Annotated in this window: 14 protein-coding genes; 11 read left to right on the top strand and 3 right to left on the bottom strand. The window is 42.5% G+C overall.

The features are described from left to right. Window positions 1–382 precede the first annotated feature (382 nt). The 7 genes from DESPODRAFT_RS09500 (at window position 383) to DESPODRAFT_RS09470 (ending at window position 6,229) form a co-directional block, all read left to right on the top strand. Window positions 383–2,464, top strand: coding sequence for a chemotaxis protein CheA (locus tag DESPODRAFT_RS09500; RefSeq protein WP_004073144.1), 2,082 nt, complete (start codon window positions 383–385; stop codon window positions 2,462–2,464). A gap of 49 nt (window positions 2,465–2,513) precedes the next feature. Next, window positions 2,514–2,993 (top strand): chemotaxis protein CheD, encoded by a 480-nt coding sequence (locus DESPODRAFT_RS09495; RefSeq protein WP_004073141.1) that lies wholly within the window; start codon window positions 2,514–2,516, stop codon window positions 2,991–2,993. Between the two features lie 143 nt (window positions 2,994–3,136). After that, entirely contained in the window at window positions 3,137–3,562 is a 426-nt protein-coding gene (locus DESPODRAFT_RS09490; protein WP_004073140.1) for a response regulator, read from the top strand. Further along, complete coding sequence (locus DESPODRAFT_RS09485) at window positions 3,519–3,974, top strand: chemotaxis protein CheX (RefSeq protein WP_004073138.1); 456 nt, start codon at window positions 3,519–3,521, stop codon at window positions 3,972–3,974. Before DESPODRAFT_RS09490 ends, DESPODRAFT_RS09485 begins: the two co-directional genes overlap by 44 nt. Window positions 3,975–4,279: 305 nt before the next feature. Then, entirely contained in the window at window positions 4,280–4,768 is a 489-nt protein-coding gene (locus tag DESPODRAFT_RS21040; RefSeq protein WP_245531882.1) for a histidine kinase dimerization/phospho-acceptor domain-containing protein, read from the top strand. Then, complete coding sequence (locus tag DESPODRAFT_RS09475) at window positions 4,765–5,154, top strand: response regulator (RefSeq protein WP_004073133.1); 390 nt, start codon at window positions 4,765–4,767, stop codon at window positions 5,152–5,154. The genes DESPODRAFT_RS21040 and DESPODRAFT_RS09475 overlap by 4 nt, the downstream gene beginning before the upstream one ends. A 205-nt stretch (window positions 5,155–5,359) precedes the next feature. After that, entirely contained in the window at window positions 5,360–6,229 is an 870-nt protein-coding gene (locus tag DESPODRAFT_RS09470; RefSeq protein ID WP_040015925.1) for an N-acyl amino acid synthase FeeM domain-containing protein, read from the top strand. A gap of 47 nt (window positions 6,230–6,276) precedes the next feature. Here the strand turns inward: DESPODRAFT_RS09470 and DESPODRAFT_RS09465 are convergent, their stop codons facing one another. The 3 genes from DESPODRAFT_RS09465 to DESPODRAFT_RS09455 form a co-directional block, all read right to left on the bottom strand. Continuing rightward, on the bottom strand, window positions 6,277–7,596 hold the full coding sequence (locus DESPODRAFT_RS09465) for a DUF1302 family protein (RefSeq protein WP_040015924.1): 1,320 nt from the start codon (window positions 7,594–7,596) through the stop codon (window positions 6,277–6,279). A 178-nt stretch (window positions 7,597–7,774) separates the two neighbouring features. Next, window positions 7,775–8,548: an outer membrane lipoprotein-sorting protein gene (locus tag DESPODRAFT_RS09460; protein WP_040016292.1), complete on the bottom strand. Its 774-nt coding sequence runs from the start codon at window positions 8,546–8,548 to the stop codon at window positions 7,775–7,777. A gap of 22 nt (window positions 8,549–8,570) precedes the next feature. Next, window positions 8,571–9,311 (bottom strand): PEP-CTERM/exosortase system-associated acyltransferase, encoded by a 741-nt coding sequence (locus DESPODRAFT_RS09455; protein WP_004073126.1) that lies wholly within the window; start codon window positions 9,309–9,311, stop codon window positions 8,571–8,573. A 251-nt stretch (window positions 9,312–9,562) separates the two neighbouring features. Here DESPODRAFT_RS09455 and DESPODRAFT_RS09450 point away from each other — a divergent pair, with 251 nt between their 5' ends. Genes DESPODRAFT_RS09450 through DESPODRAFT_RS09435 form a run of 4 tightly spaced genes read left to right on the top strand, consistent with a single transcriptional unit; the run spans window position 9,563 to window position 14,283 of the window. Next, window positions 9,563–11,590: a ThiF family adenylyltransferase gene (locus DESPODRAFT_RS09450; protein ID WP_004073125.1), complete on the top strand. Its 2,028-nt coding sequence runs from the start codon at window positions 9,563–9,565 to the stop codon at window positions 11,588–11,590. Between the two features lie 56 nt (window positions 11,591–11,646). Further along, window positions 11,647–12,231 (top strand): Uma2 family endonuclease, encoded by a 585-nt coding sequence (locus tag DESPODRAFT_RS09445; RefSeq protein WP_004073123.1) that lies wholly within the window; start codon window positions 11,647–11,649, stop codon window positions 12,229–12,231. 17 nt (window positions 12,232–12,248) lie between these two features. Beyond that, a complete protein-coding gene (locus DESPODRAFT_RS09440; protein ID WP_004073122.1) occupies window positions 12,249–13,022 on the top strand; it encodes an ABC transporter ATP-binding protein in 774 nt (257 codons plus the stop codon). Window positions 13,023–13,026: 4 nt separating this feature from the next. Further along, window positions 13,027–14,283 carry an ABC transporter permease gene (locus DESPODRAFT_RS09435; RefSeq protein ID WP_040016291.1) on the top strand — a complete coding sequence of 419 codons (1,257 nt, stop codon included), beginning with the start codon at window positions 13,027–13,029 and terminating at the stop codon, window positions 14,281–14,283. Window positions 14,284–14,292 lie beyond the last annotated feature (9 nt).

The following is a 14,292-nucleotide window of genomic DNA, read 5'->3' as shown; positions in this document are numbered from 1 at the left end:
TTTATTCTGAAATTGCAAAGAATACGGCGAAAAAATTTAACCCCCATATCCTGACGGACACAACAAACGGTGAATATCGATAAAAAATCTTTATTTTACGATTTTCTTAATATATTCTGCGTCAGTATATCATATGAAAAGGCGTTTTTTCTCAAGTTGCTCAATATAACAGCCATAGGCTGACCCTGACATATCAACTGCCAGACAGAGCCCACAACAAAGCTTGAAAGATCTTGGCAAGTTACCCGGACTTTCTTATAAAGTGTGTTGGAAATGAAACGCTTCTTCTGAATGAAACTATATAAAAATTCATCAAGTTGACAGCATGTGCCGCAGATTTTCCTAAAAAATTCACAAGGACTTTTAAAATTTGGAAAAGCCAATGTCTTATGAAAATATAATCGCAACGACGGAAAGGCTGGCATCAGAATTGATCCTATCCGACCCGGCTCAACCGGACTCGATCAAGACGCTGCTGCCCATTCTCAAGAGCATACATGCGCAATGCAAAGCGCAGAACCTATTGTCGGAGGCTGCGCAAATTCTAAAGGTCAGACACATTGTTGATGCCATAATAAAAGACGGACCCCGGGTGAAAAGCAACTTATTGTCAAATCTTGAGATGGTTGTTACAGACTTCAGCACGAAACTGAAAAATATGGGTGAAAAAGAGAGCAACACTTTATTTGTCCGCAAGCGCTTTCAATCCGATGATCAACCCCAAAACGGCGAATACAACGAGTTAGAGAGAAAATTGAATGAGCTTTCAATGCTTATCGCCGGTTTATGCCCGGGAAAAGATCCTGAGATAAAAGAGATCATTGGTAATGTAGAAGATCTTATCGACATTTCCGCAAATATTAAGCCGTCAACTTTTTATGATATTTCAAAGCGATGTAAACAATATATGGAAAATCTTTTGGACAGCGCCAGAAGCGGAGATTTTATCATTAACCACTCTGCCACGGATGCAATTCTTGAGTCCGTAGATTTATTAAAACACCTGATTGATAGTGTAAAACAGGGGCTTGTCAGCGGTTATCGGCAAGAGGATGACCACATAGATGTAGATATCTTGAGAGATAAACTTAAAAATATCCAGATTTTTTTAACCAAAGGGGAAAAAGAACCTTTAGGAGAAATTCTTGTCAGAAAAAACAATCTTAAAAAACACGATATTGACCAAGCACTGGAAATCCAGAAAAGGCATCCGGAAAAAAAGATTGGTGAAATTCTGATCGAAGATAAAAAGATCGCGTCGGCTCAGGTTGCCTCGGCGTTAATGGAACAATCCGCAGTTAAAAAAAGAGTGGACTCCCAAGTTAAGGTCAGCACGCAGAAATTGGACGATCTTGTAGATTATGCCGGTGAACTTGTCATTGCCCAGTCCATGCTGCGACAGCAAACTATGAAAAATTCCGCCCTAAGCCAGACCGTTGGACAATTGGGACAGATTGTAAACAATATGCAGAATATTGCCATATCCATGCGTATGATACCCATTAAAGCCACCTTTATGAAAATGATTCGCCTGGTAAGAGATTTGTCCCGAAAATCGGGCAAACAGATCAACTTATCAATGACCGGAGAAGAAACCGAAATTGACAGGAATATGGTGGATGCCCTTTATGAGCCCATGGTCCATATGATCAGGAATGCCTGTGATCACGGGATTGAATCCATACAGGAGCGCACGGCAAATAATAAACCCCCACAGGGAAATATTGATCTTCGTGCCTATCATAAAGGCGGGAATATTGTCATTGAAATTGAGGATGACGGCAAGGGGTTGGACAGGGCGAAAATCCTTAAAAAGGCGACTGCCACCGGACTGATTACCGGAGATGAGCAGATGACGGATGCACAGGTTTTTAGCCTGATTCTTTCGCCCGGATTCTCAACAGCGAGGCAAATTACCGATATATCCGGTCGGGGGGTCGGCATGGATGTGGTCAAAGCGGGGATTGAAAAATTTCGAGGCCATTTGAATATTGAATCCGAAAAGGGAGTCGGCTCTCGATTCATTATCACTCTTCCTCTGACACTGGCCATTATCGACGGTATGCTGGTCAGGGTTGATGACGAGAGATATGTTATTCCGACCATCGCTATTCAAAAAGCATTCAGACCGGGGCCGGGGGAATATTTCACCGTAGAAGGAAAAGGTCAGATGATTAAAGATCGTGGCCGTCTGGTTCCTCTAATCCGATTAAATGAAATTTTTAAAACAAGCAATGATGTTAAATCCGTCGAACAAAGCCTGGTTGTTGTTGTTGAGTCAAAAGAAGAAAGACGGGCTTTTTTAATTGATGAGCTTTTAGGCAAAGACGAGTATGTCATTAAAAATCTTGGCGGGAATATGGATGATATCCGGGGTATTGCCGGAGGTGCGATTCTGGCTGACGGAAAAGTCGGACTGATTCTGGATGTCCACGGCATCTTTTCCATTGTCTCGAAAAAATAAGGACTGTGACGGCAAAAATGAGATGAGGAAATGAGATGAGGACGAATAGATGAAACAAATTGTCGGCGTTGCAGACATGAAAGTAAGCAATAATCCCGCAGATGATGTGATCACTTACTCTCTTGGATCATGCATAGGGCTGGTTATTTATGATCCGGTCGTAAGAGTCGGGGGGATTCTTCACTATATGCTTCCGGAATCCGCCATAGACAAAGAGAAAGCCGTCCAAAAACCATTCATGTTCGCAGATACCGGCATCCCTCGCCTGTTTAAAACCGCTTACGCAATGGGCGCAATGAAGCCCAGAATTAAAATATTTGTCGCAGGCGGTGCTGAAATCCTTGATCAAAATGGTTTTTTTAATATCGGAAAACGCAATTATCTGGCGTTAAAAAAAATGTTTTTTAAGAACAGGGTGATGATAGACAAGCAGGAAGTGGGAGGTAACATCAACCGCACGGTTCGAATTGAAATTGCATCGGGGGATATTTTCCTGAAAACATCAGGATCCAAGGAAGTGAAGATATGACATCACTGGAGAACATGATCTGTGAAATAAAGGAATTAACGCCAATGCCGGCGGTTGCTAACCTATTATGGCCGAATTCGGGGTCAACATGCATGAAGTGAAAATTTTATTAAAAATGGCTCAATGAAACTAAAGGGAAGCAAATGTCTTATTCAATATTGATTGTAGATGATTCAATGCCGATGAGGACCGTTTTGAAACGATCTCTTGCAGCTGCGGGATACGGCGGTTCCAGGATACTTGAAGCCTCAAACGGGAAAGAGGCGTTAACGGTACTCAAAGGAGAGTGGGTCGATTTGATTATGACCGACTACAACATGCCCGAAATGAATGGGCTCAGCTTTTTAAAAACAGTAAAGACCGAAGCACTGTTCAAAGAAATTCCGGTTATTGTTATTTCAACCGAGGGAAATGATTCAAAAATTAAAGAATTTATAGATACCGGTGCTGCCGGTTATATTACCAAACCGTTTACCCCTGAGGCGCTCAGAGATTTAATTGTCAGTATAATTGGAGAGGCCGATTATGAAGAAAGTATTGATGACAGCGATAACGAATTCGATTTCTGAAGTTATGGAGACCATGTTTTTTATGCCGGTTGAAACAGGTCCTGAAACGATTTTAAATGAGTCCGGCATCGACCTGAATACAGCATTGGCATGTCGGTTGAATTTTACCGGGGATATCTGTGGAAATATAGATCTTATTTCACCGGCACCACTGGTAGCAGAACTTGCATCCAATTTTTTGGGCGAAAGCAAAGATGAACTGACTTGGGAGAAGCGGTTTGGGACATTGTCTGAAATGCTTAATATGGTGTCCGGGAATGCCTTAAAAAATGTAAAATGCACGTTGCCTTTTAAGATCGGCATCCCCGGAATGATTACCGGTACGGATCTTGATGGCTGTGCAACATGCACGCTGGTTGAAACCATGGATTCGAAAATGGCTATTTTACTGTCTACCAGTATGAGTCAATAACGGCAAAGGGCGTTTCAATGTCCAATGAAATTAAAATAAAAGAAACCATATTGGATGTTCCGACAGTGTTTTCTAAGGATGATATCCTGCGGGTTATTAACAATTTACCGATTGCGGTCGCGGTGATTGACGCGGACCTGAAACTGGTTTTGGCCAACAGAATGGTCTGCATATTTGTAAATAAGAAGGATAATCAACTCGTCGGGCTTGTAGGTGGGACCGCCCTTGGCTGCATTCATCACGAAGATGCCCCTGAGGGCTGCGGATTTGGGAAAGAGTGCAGTAAATGTAAATTGAGGATGACAGTGAATGATACCTTTGAAAATACCAAGGGGCATTTTCAGGTTGAAACATCCATGACCTTTAAATCCATAGGGCGCAGGCATTTAAGAATAACGACCCAACCCTTTCAATTACAAAAAAGAACAGCCGTTTTACTGTCAATTGAGGATATTACAAACGCAAAGAACTATGAGCGCGCAAAAATAGAAAAGGAAAAACTGACAGCGGTGATTCGAACCGCAGGCGCCATATGCCACGAAATTAATCAGCCTTTAATGGTAATTTTAGGTTTTTCAGAATTATTAATTGATGAAATCGCTGATGGACAAATCCAAGAAGAAAATGTTAAGGAAATTAGAGACCAGGCACAACGGCTGGCTGAGATTACAAATAAGCTGATGGCTATCACCCAGTACAAAACAAAAATGTATTTAAGTTCGGAAATCCTGGACCTTGACGCAGCATCTTCTATTAATATCTCAGACCCCAACCCAGACAAGGAGAAAGAATGATGGAAAATAAAAAAATATTAATCGTTGATGACGAACCCCCCATTTTAAGATTGCTTTCCCAGGTATTTACCAAAGCCGGTTATGAGGTTTTCACCGCAGAAAATGCACGGGATGCATTAAAAATCATCGAAGAGAATAACATTATGGTCATGTTTTTTGATTTAAATATGCCGGTGATGAACGGTATGGAATTATGTAAGAGAGTAAAAAGCATTAAGCCCATGTCTATTATCTATGCCATTACCGGCTATGCCTCTTTATTTGAACTGTCGGAATGCCTTGATGTCGGCTTTGAGGATTATTTTAAAAAGCCGGTGAATGTATCAACACTATTGAAAACAGCTGAATCCGCATTCGAAAAAGTGAACCGCTGGAAGAAAATGTAAGAGTTTTAAATATCTATTGAATATATTGTTAAACAGTTTGATTGTCACCCTATATGATCTGACTCGACTCAGGCAGTGCAATTTTTGTAACTGCTGTTGTAGTTTTCGTAACTTTTTTTTCTTATTCATGAAGTATTTATGTCTAAACTCGCTGAAACGGGTATTTCCTTACACTGGCATGATAACTGCTTTCATTTCAAGCGTTATGAATATTTCAAATACATTAACAAAATTGTTGTTGCCTTATGTGCCGGCGTACTTTAGAAAAAGAATCATCCGTGGCCGTCTTCCTGATCTTCAAACCAATCTGGACGACATCACCTTTTGTGAGGCATGCAGTATCGAAGAGTATATGTCCTGTTTCAGGCTGCTGCATGATGTTTATGTAAAAGCCGGGTTTATTGAACCTACCTCTCCCCCATTGAGAATTATCCGGCACCATTCTAATCCCGAAGCAAGGGTCTTTATGGGCTGCTTGACGGATAATCAGGCTGGAAAAACGCCCATATATACTGCAAGCCTATTTCCGGATGATAAACAAGAAGGCCTTCCCATGGATATTGGATTTAAACCTCAGGTGGACGAGTTAAGAAGCCAGGGGCGCCGCCTTGTTGAAGTCGGGTGCCTGGCATCACATCCGTTATACCGAAAAGGGAATAAACATATCCCTATGCTGGGGAACCGTCTCCTAGTGTCATATGCGATTAACACCATTTGCGCGGACGACTTATTAATTACGATTCACCCAAAGTATTTAAAAATTTACGAAGATATCCTTTTATTTGAAAAAATCGGACAAATTTCCTCCTTTTCCTATGTAAACAATAACCCTGCCGTGGCCCTTCGCGTGGATCTAAATACAGTCGCACAAAGATTTAAAGAAATTTATGGTAACATGCCAAAAAAGAAAAACCTGTATCATTTCTTTTTTGAATCAGGATCAACCCCCATTGAGCTGCCCTTTGAAGAAAATGAAGATGAAGAGAAGGTGAAAAGATATTATGGGGCAGATATGATCGAGCGTGTTATCGCATATTCAGCAACCGGGCAGATTCTTCCCCTGACTTCCGGCTGAAGACGGCATGTTCGTCTTTTCAGCCTGCATTTTATTATATGTAGCATCTAAAATTTTATTTCAGCAGTTAAATACACCTGATCGTTGTTTTGAAAACGGCCTGGAATCGTCTCCTCGGTTCCATCAAACCATTCCCCGCCGATTTCAAATATCACCGGCGTCCAGAAAGATAAACGGACCTTGGGAGTCAAAACAGTCGCATCTCCTGACAGGTCATAATAATAGCGGCATTCCACTCTTAAATCTCCATTGAAAAAATCCTTCCACAGGGTGCCGTTGATGGCCCGTGTTGTCTCCTTGGCCCAGACAATCCGGGTTTCGTAGTCCCGGATCCGGCTGATCAAAACCTGGAAATTGGCATACCAGTCGTTTACGCCGCTATAATCAATTCCTGCCATAGCCTGAAACACGGGTTTTCGAATCCGCTCCAGGTCCCGGGTAAAATAACTGGTGTGATCAATATAGGCCAGATCACCTCTCACCCCGAAAGAATCCAATGTAGTTTCAAATTCAAAACCGAAAATATTTTGCCGGTCATGAATGAGAAGCACCGACTTCCCGGTGGCATTTAAAAAATATGCCAATTGAGATGTTGTCAGATTGCCTGCAGAAAGCGGAAACCCCACAGGGAGATGAAGAAGGGTATCCGGTGTTGGCAGATCTTCCCTGGCAGACAACCAGCTAAGTGCCCAGTCCAGGCGTTCAACAATGCCGGACAAACGAATTCCGCCTTCGCTGTTTCCCAGAGAATCAGAAGGGTCTTCTTCCATAAGCGGTATCCCGTCCGCTCGCCCGAATACTGCCCAGTCTGTTCCTATAAGATCGTATTCCGATTTGACAAAAAACGGAACAAAAACCCCGGAAATGGTTAAATTGCCGGCATAAACCTCCATGGAAGCCATGGGAATGGGACGTTTGCGGTCCTCCCGGCGACCGGAAAGATCATCACGAAAATCCTCGGGATTCAAATTATCCAGCGGACTGTAGGCATCAGTTTTACCCCACCGGATGATCTGGTTGCCTATCTTCATATTAAACCCGTCGCCTCTGAAGTTGAGATAGGCCTCACCCAGCCGGATATCCGCATCTTCTTTCCAGTCTCCATCATTGCCATAAGAAAAATAATCTGCATCCACAAAAAGCACTGCACGCCACCGGTCCCCATGCACCAGGCGTGTTCCGATCCTCACCTGGAAATGATTTATCATATCGTCTTCTGAATTATTGTCCTCACTTACATCATGGGCAAACTTGTTGTGCACTTCCCCCGACAGCTTAAACAGGCCTTCATCCTTGTCGCTATCCCGTGAGCTTTCCCCGGCCCATGGGTTACTGGTGTCATCCGTACGTTCATCCCCCTCTTCCAAAGACTTCACCGACTGACTCTGAGTTGAATCGGTAGACTGGCAAATCATTATGGGATTGAAACAAAATGCGGATTGCGGACATAAAAAAAACAGGAAAATAAAGCTTGATAAAATAAAAAAACCGTAGCGATATCTTGATAAAAGGGGCATTAAATGGCATTTTGAAGAATAATAGGTTCTACTGATTATGTCTCATATATCCCTTGGTAAAAATTTCATCAGGAATGCCGCGATTATATCCTATTTCATCGGTCTTCAGCAGTGTACGATGGTTTTTATTTAAATCATTCATTTCTGCATCAAGGATCGTCCAGATCCCCTCGATTTTCTGAATTTCTTTACCGGTGAGTATCTTATGAAGTCTGTTCCGTTTATCATAAAACTCGGTCTTAATGGGCAGATAGATCTCTTTGACAACCCATGTAACCCGTTTTCCATATTGGGAATCATCTGTGGCTTTGGGGATGCTTTCAAGAACCCAGCAGTCATGGTCATCTAACTTTTCTTCTCTTAGGACCGTATGTACGTCCTGGTCCACTTCCCTGGACTGCAGGTCTTCGTAGGTATAATCCGTGTTGACAAAACGATTGGATTTCTGACTGGAGACAATCCGCCGCACCCTTTGAAGTGCCGGCAGGTAGAGGAACTGATCATCGTCACTGGCTTTGTTTTCCCAGGTTAAAAAAGCAGTTCCCTCTATATCGGCAGGAGAGGTAAAGCGTATATAGCTTTTAGATACATTCCCGTATTTTTTAACCACAGTGATCAGGCTTCTGAATCGCTTTTTGCCTCCCTTGTCGATCAGCAGCATACGGATTTTTAAGGTGGCATCCTGCCCTTGATCCCGGTCCACCACCTTCTGTGCGATCTGCGCACCATCCATAGCCACTGCCGGACATACCCAAACCAGCAATACAACTATAATAATAAAGGTATAACCTTTGATATTCATTATTCTTTGTTTGCTTCCCAAATTAAATATCCGGTCGATACGCTTCTTCCAATCCGGTAAGCATAAGGTCATACATGCCTGCATCGGTGTGCTTCAGATTGACCAGCAGTTCATGAATATCTGCAAAATAGGGAACCCTCTCACCATGATATTGTACAGGATCTCCGATTTGGTGGAATAAAAATCCATATTTTTTCAGGGCATAGAATAATTTTTTTTCAGTGATCATGTACCAATGGGTCAGCCCCTGTCGCAAACTTTCATGGAGCATCACCTGGTAAAGCCCCAGGACAATGATAGGGTTTTTCCTGCCCGCCATCTCTTTTGGAATGCTCCCGTCATCGGGCAGTATCCCGCCTTCTTTTTTCTTTAAATAAGACTCCACGCCATACATGCCGTCCTCTTTACGGCGCCTGAGGTCTTTGGTTACCGTAAGTCTGGAAATTTCGCCGATTTTGTCCGGCTCAGGTTTTTCCCCCGGTAAACTTAATTTTGTGGCATGTTCAATGGGAAACCCTTTGTCTGAATGGCGCACCAGGCGTATGGTGCCGACCACGGAATCTGTTTCATTCAGGCAGGCAAAATGGATCGACTCTTTTTCGTATTCATCCGTTTCCAATCCACCCGGATGGTCGGCTCTATCTTCAAACCCGAACTCCTCCACATAGACTTCATACCTCATCCGGAAGGTATCTTTTAAGACATCATCATCTATGACTTGACCGAAACGAAATTTGTCGTAGGTAAGGCTTTTGGTGATCATCTTTATTTTACCCTGGGTTACTCTTTTTTTGTGTGAAAATTCTATCGAAAGTCACTGTACTATCGTGTATTTTTTAAAATTATTTGTCAAGCGCTTTCCCCTGAGAGCACAATGAAACATAATCACCGGGTATAATTTTAACCTTGTCTTTAGCGATATCCGATGGTATTTTGAAAAATTCATTTTGTTTACACGTTTCCAACAAAGATACTTTAATTCCAGACAATTCTGGATTTAGACAAAAAAATACGATGCCAAAATTTTCAAGCCACTTAGAATCCTATGATATCCATTCCGCCTCAGAATATTATGACCAGGCATTTTCACGAAATATAGGATTATTAACCCGGGCTGAACAAAAAAAATTAAAAAGAGCAAAAATTGCAATTCCAGGCATGGGTGGGGTTGGCGGTCTCCATTTGATCACCATGGTTCGCTCAGGCGTTGGCAACTTTCATATTTCTGATTTTGATGTTTTTGAACCCGTTAACATCAACAGGCAATATGGGGCACATACCGGTTGTTTTGGAAAACCTAAACTGGATGTCATGAAAGAACAAGCCCTTCTTATAAACCCTCATATAAATATTAAAACGTTTCCCCATGGAATTAAACCGGATAATATTGACGCATTTTTAGAAGGGGTGGATGTCGTTCTTGATGGGCTTGATTTTTTTTGCTTTGACATCAGGCGGCAGCTTTTCAAGCGGGCCAGGGAAAAAGGGATTTATGTCGTAACTGCCGGCCCTATGGGCTTTAGTTCCGCGCTTTTAGTCTTTGCTCCGAACCAGGGAATGGGATTTGATGAATATTTCAATATTGTTGAGAATATGAGCCCGGAAGAGAAATCTTTGTCATTTGCTCTTGGTCTGGCGCCCAGGGCAACCCACATCAAGTACATGGATTTTTCAACAGTGAATCTGAAACAAGAAGCAGGCCCTTCCCTAAATGTTGCCTGCCAGATTTGTGCGGGAATGGCCGGAACGGAAGCGTTGCGTATTATTTTAAACAGAAAAGGCCTTAAGCCGGTTCCGCACTATTTCCAGTTTGACCCTTTTTTGATGAAATTAAGAAAGGGAAAATTACATTTCGGAAATCGGAATCCTATTCAGCGAATGAAGATCGGTATTGTGAAAAAAATGATTGAATCTCGAAAAAATAAAGCGCCTGTTAATATCCCGGAGATCCCCCAAATATCATCTATGGAAAAAACACCCCTCCCGGAGAAGGCTTTAAGATATCTTGTTATGGCGGGTATCCAGGCGCCGTCGGGGGATAATGCCCAACCATGGAAATTTTCTATCACCGATAACCAGGTTTCCGTTTGGATAGACCCGGATGCCGACCACTCCTTTTTTAATGTCAATCAAATCGCCTCAATTATCTCTTGTGGGGCGGCCATTGAAAACATAAACGTCGCCGCCGGCCTTTTCGGGGTTGAACCTGAAATTGAATTAAAAGATAATCTATCAGGAATCGGTGCCCGAATTCATTTTAAACCCATGGCCCATGTTCAAAAAGATCCTTTGCACGAGTTTATATGGAAAAGACATACAAACCGGACAATGTTTCGCCGGGAATCTTTTTCAAAATCAGCACTAAATCTTATTGATGGTGTTATATCCGGTTTTCCTGGGGCAAAATTACATGTTGTCACCCAAAGAGAAGATATAAAAAAGCTTGCAAAAATTGTATATACCATTGACCGTATCAGAACGGAACACCGTTCACTCCATGAGCATCTTATGAAGATGATTCGTTTTTCTCCCGGCGAGGTTGAAAAAACCGGTGACGGGCTTCCTTTGAAAAATCTCCAGGCCGGTCCGGCAGGCGAAATCTTTTTGAAAATCTCCAAACCGTGGGCCGTTATGAATGCATTTAATAACGCGGGTATAGGTCGGATGGTTGCGTTTCATTCTTATCAGGGAATTATTAATTCTTCTGCCGTCATACTCTTAACAGTTGAGGGGAGTGGCAATAAGGACTTTTTGGTGGGAGGCAGAGCGCTGGAACGGGTCTGGCTTGAATTGACGCGGCAGGGGTATCATATTCAGCCAATGACAGCAATTACACTTTTTTTTATGCGGCTGTTTTTGAATCAGGGGAGAAAGTTTATGCAAAAACACAAGGATTTACTGAATTCAGTCAGAGAAGACTATTTCAAACTTTTCCGGAGTGTTGATGCTAAGAACGGCCAGGTGATGCTTTTCAGGGTGGGGCATGGACGCCCGATCCGGCATTTTACACGTCGAAAGGGCATTGAAAGCTTTTTAATTTAGATCTGAGGCTTGTTGTCTCATTCTTTTTAAAAATTAAGAGGGAAGGATTAAGGGATATGACCGCACAACTGCAGGATAAAAATAAGATGACACCGGGGGAATATCTTGCACTTGAAAAAAGCGCCCTTGATATTAAATATGAATTTTTTGATGGTGAAGCTTTTGCCATGGTTGGGGCCGGAAGAAATCATAACCGTATCAATGTTAATCTTACAGTAGCGTTAGGGGGAAAATTCAAAGCAGATAAATCCACTTGTAATCTGTTTTCCAATGACATGCGGGTTAAAATTGCCGAGAATTATGTTTACCCGGATATTGTAATTTATTGCGGTGATGCAGAGTTTGAGGATGATGAATTTGACACATTGACGAACCCGGTTGTCATCATGGAGATTCTCTCAGATTCAACGGAAGTATTTGATAGAGGGAAAAAGTTTGCTTATTACCAAACGATCCCCACGCTTCAAGAATATATCCTTGTTTCCCAAAAAGAGTGTCGTGTTGAACAATATACACGCAGTGGTGATGGCTGGCTATACCGTTCATACAAAGGTGCAGACCGGATTCTAAAAATGGAATCAGTTAATTGTGAATTGCCGTTGTCTGAAATTTATTGGGATGTTGAGTTTGAATCAAAATAGGAGGGGGGAGTTATCTAATGGCCGGGGTTGTTGTAAAAACCGAAAAGGTCTCACGGGTATTTTATCTGGGCAAGACAAAGGTGCAGGCACTGGATGATATCAATATTGAAATCAACGAGGGAGAATTCCTTGCCATTGCCGGCCCTTCGGGTAGCGGCAAAACAACACTTTTAAACCTGATTGGATGTATTGACAAGCCCAGCAGCGGGAGTATCAAAATAGACGGCGAAGAGGTGTCCACGCTCTCTTCCAATCGGCTGGCTGACATCCGGCTTGCCAAGCTTTCCTTCATCTTTCAAACCTTCAACCTGATACCGGTGCTGTCAGCGTTTGAAAATGTGGAATATCCTCTGTTGAAAACCGTTAGGAACAGGGGCGAGCGTTCAGACCGGGTAAGAGCATCCCTGGAAAGTGTGGATCTGGAAAAGTATATGAAAAACAGGCCGGATGAATTGAGCGGAGGGCAGCGGCAGCGGGTGGCCATTGCCCGGGCTCTGGTAACGGAACCCAGGATCATACTGGCGGATGAACCGACAGCCAACCTAGATCAGAAAACAGGCGAAGATGTGCTGAATATCATGAAAAAAATAAATGAAGATTCAAATACGTTGTTTATCTTCTCAACCCATGATTTAAAGGTCATGCAAATGGCCAGCCGGATTATCCGAATTACTGACGGTAAAATTGTGGAACACGATTATTTTGACCGGAAAGGTAATATAAAAAAAAATGGCAATTGTGATGGTGATTACCGGAACCGGGTTCAAGGTAGAAGATCAACTGAAGAGTAAACAAATGAACATTCCAATCAGTATCAAGCTGGCAATAAGAAACGTATTCAGAAATAAAATCAGGACGCTCATAACCCTTGCCGCCATCGCTTTCGGATCGGTTTCTATCATCATTGCCGGGGGGTTCTTTGAAGATACGTTTTTGCAGATGAGAGAGGCTGTGATTCACAGCCATTTGGGACACGTCCAAATATATGCCAAAGGTTACATCGATCATGGCGCATCAGCACCCTTTGATTATTTGATTGAGGATACTGAAGAAATTATCCGGCAAATTTCTGCTATAGAGCATGTTACATTGGTGACACCAAGGATCGCTTTTTCAGGAATGATCAGTACAGGAGATAATACGGTTTCTGTTTTTTGTGAGGGGGTTAATCCGGAAGGCGAGTTGCTTTTAAATAAAATTGAAAATATTAAAGATGCTGAGACCGGGCTTGCTATCCAGGAGGGGGATAATCTTGCCAAAAAGGATCAATTTGAGGTCATTCTTGGAAGAGGGCTTGCTAAAAATTTAGGGGCAAAGCCAGGGGACTCATTGGTATTGCTGACAAATACAGTGGGCGGGTCTCTAAACGCCTTTGACATGAATGTAAAAGGAATATTTTTTACAGCAGCTAAAGAGTTTGATGACAGGGCGCTAAGGCTTCCCATTGAAATGGCGCAAAATTTAATACGGACTGAGGGGGTCCAGACCCTGGTAGTTCTTCTGGACCGGACTGAAAACACGGAAAAAGCAAGAGATGAAGTGTTGAAAATCATTCAAAAGGGGAAGCTGCCTTTAGAGCTTAAGATATGGAAGCAATTGGCTGACTTTTACAACAAAACGGTTCAATTGTATGGAAAACAGTTTTTTATACTAAAGCTGATTATCATGGTTATTGTCGTCCTGAGTATTTTTAATACCATTAATATGGCTATATGGGAGCGAACCAGGGAAATCGGGACAATAATGGCCATGGGATATAAAAAAAATGATGTTTTACGATTGTTTTTGGCTGAAGGTTTTATTCTTGGGGTACTTGGAGGTGCAGCAGGTATCGCCCTTGGTGTGATTCTGGCCAAGATAATATCATTTTTCGGAATTCCCATGCCACCTCCGCCGGGAGCCACGGTCGGCTGGACAGCTCTTATAAGAATTGTGCCGGATCTTCTGATTTCGTCAATGTTCATATCTGTTGCTGCCTCGTTAATATCTTCTTTTTATCCGGCATATAAAGCGTCAAACCTTAACATTACGGATGCCCTCAGGCACTATTAGGATCCTTTT

Source organism: Desulfobacter postgatei 2ac9 (assembly GCF_000233695.2).
In the GTDB taxonomy this organism is placed as follows: Bacteria; Desulfobacterota; Desulfobacteria; order Desulfobacterales; family Desulfobacteraceae; genus Desulfobacter; species Desulfobacter postgatei.
Note: the sequence above shows the minus strand (reverse complement) of the source record. Positions and strands in the feature narration are given on the sequence as shown.

Bases quoted from the DNA above. Each gene is read 5' to 3' on its own strand.
- DESPODRAFT_RS09500 (WP_004073144.1), top strand. From the start codon at position 383: ATGTCTTATGAAAATATAATCGCAACGACGGAAAGGCTGGCATCAGAA.
- DESPODRAFT_RS09495 (WP_004073141.1), top strand. From the start codon at position 2,514: ATGAAACAAATTGTCGGCGTTGCAGACATGAAAGTAAGCAATAATCCC.
- DESPODRAFT_RS09490 (WP_004073140.1), top strand. From the start codon at position 3,137: ATGTCTTATTCAATATTGATTGTAGATGATTCAATGCCGATGAGGACC.
- DESPODRAFT_RS09485 (WP_004073138.1), top strand. From the start codon at position 3,519: ATGAAGAAAGTATTGATGACAGCGATAACGAATTCGATTTCTGAAGTT.
- DESPODRAFT_RS09475 (WP_004073133.1), top strand. From the start codon at position 4,765: ATGATGGAAAATAAAAAAATATTAATCGTTGATGACGAACCCCCCATT.
- DESPODRAFT_RS09470 (WP_040015925.1), top strand. From the start codon at position 5,360: ATGAATATTTCAAATACATTAACAAAATTGTTGTTGCCTTATGTGCCG.
- DESPODRAFT_RS09460 (WP_040016292.1), bottom strand. From the start codon at position 8,548: ATGAATATCAAAGGTTATACCTTTATTATTATAGTTGTATTGCTGGTT.
- DESPODRAFT_RS09455 (WP_004073126.1), bottom strand. From the start codon at position 9,311: ATGATCACCAAAAGCCTTACCTACGACAAATTTCGTTTCGGTCAAGTC.
- DESPODRAFT_RS09450 (WP_004073125.1), top strand. From the start codon at position 9,563: ATGCCAAAATTTTCAAGCCACTTAGAATCCTATGATATCCATTCCGCC.
- DESPODRAFT_RS09445 (WP_004073123.1), top strand. From the start codon at position 11,647: ATGACCGCACAACTGCAGGATAAAAATAAGATGACACCGGGGGAATAT.
- DESPODRAFT_RS09440 (WP_004073122.1), top strand. From the start codon at position 12,249: ATGGCCGGGGTTGTTGTAAAAACCGAAAAGGTCTCACGGGTATTTTAT.
- DESPODRAFT_RS09435 (WP_040016291.1), top strand. From the start codon at position 13,027: ATGAACATTCCAATCAGTATCAAGCTGGCAATAAGAAACGTATTCAGA.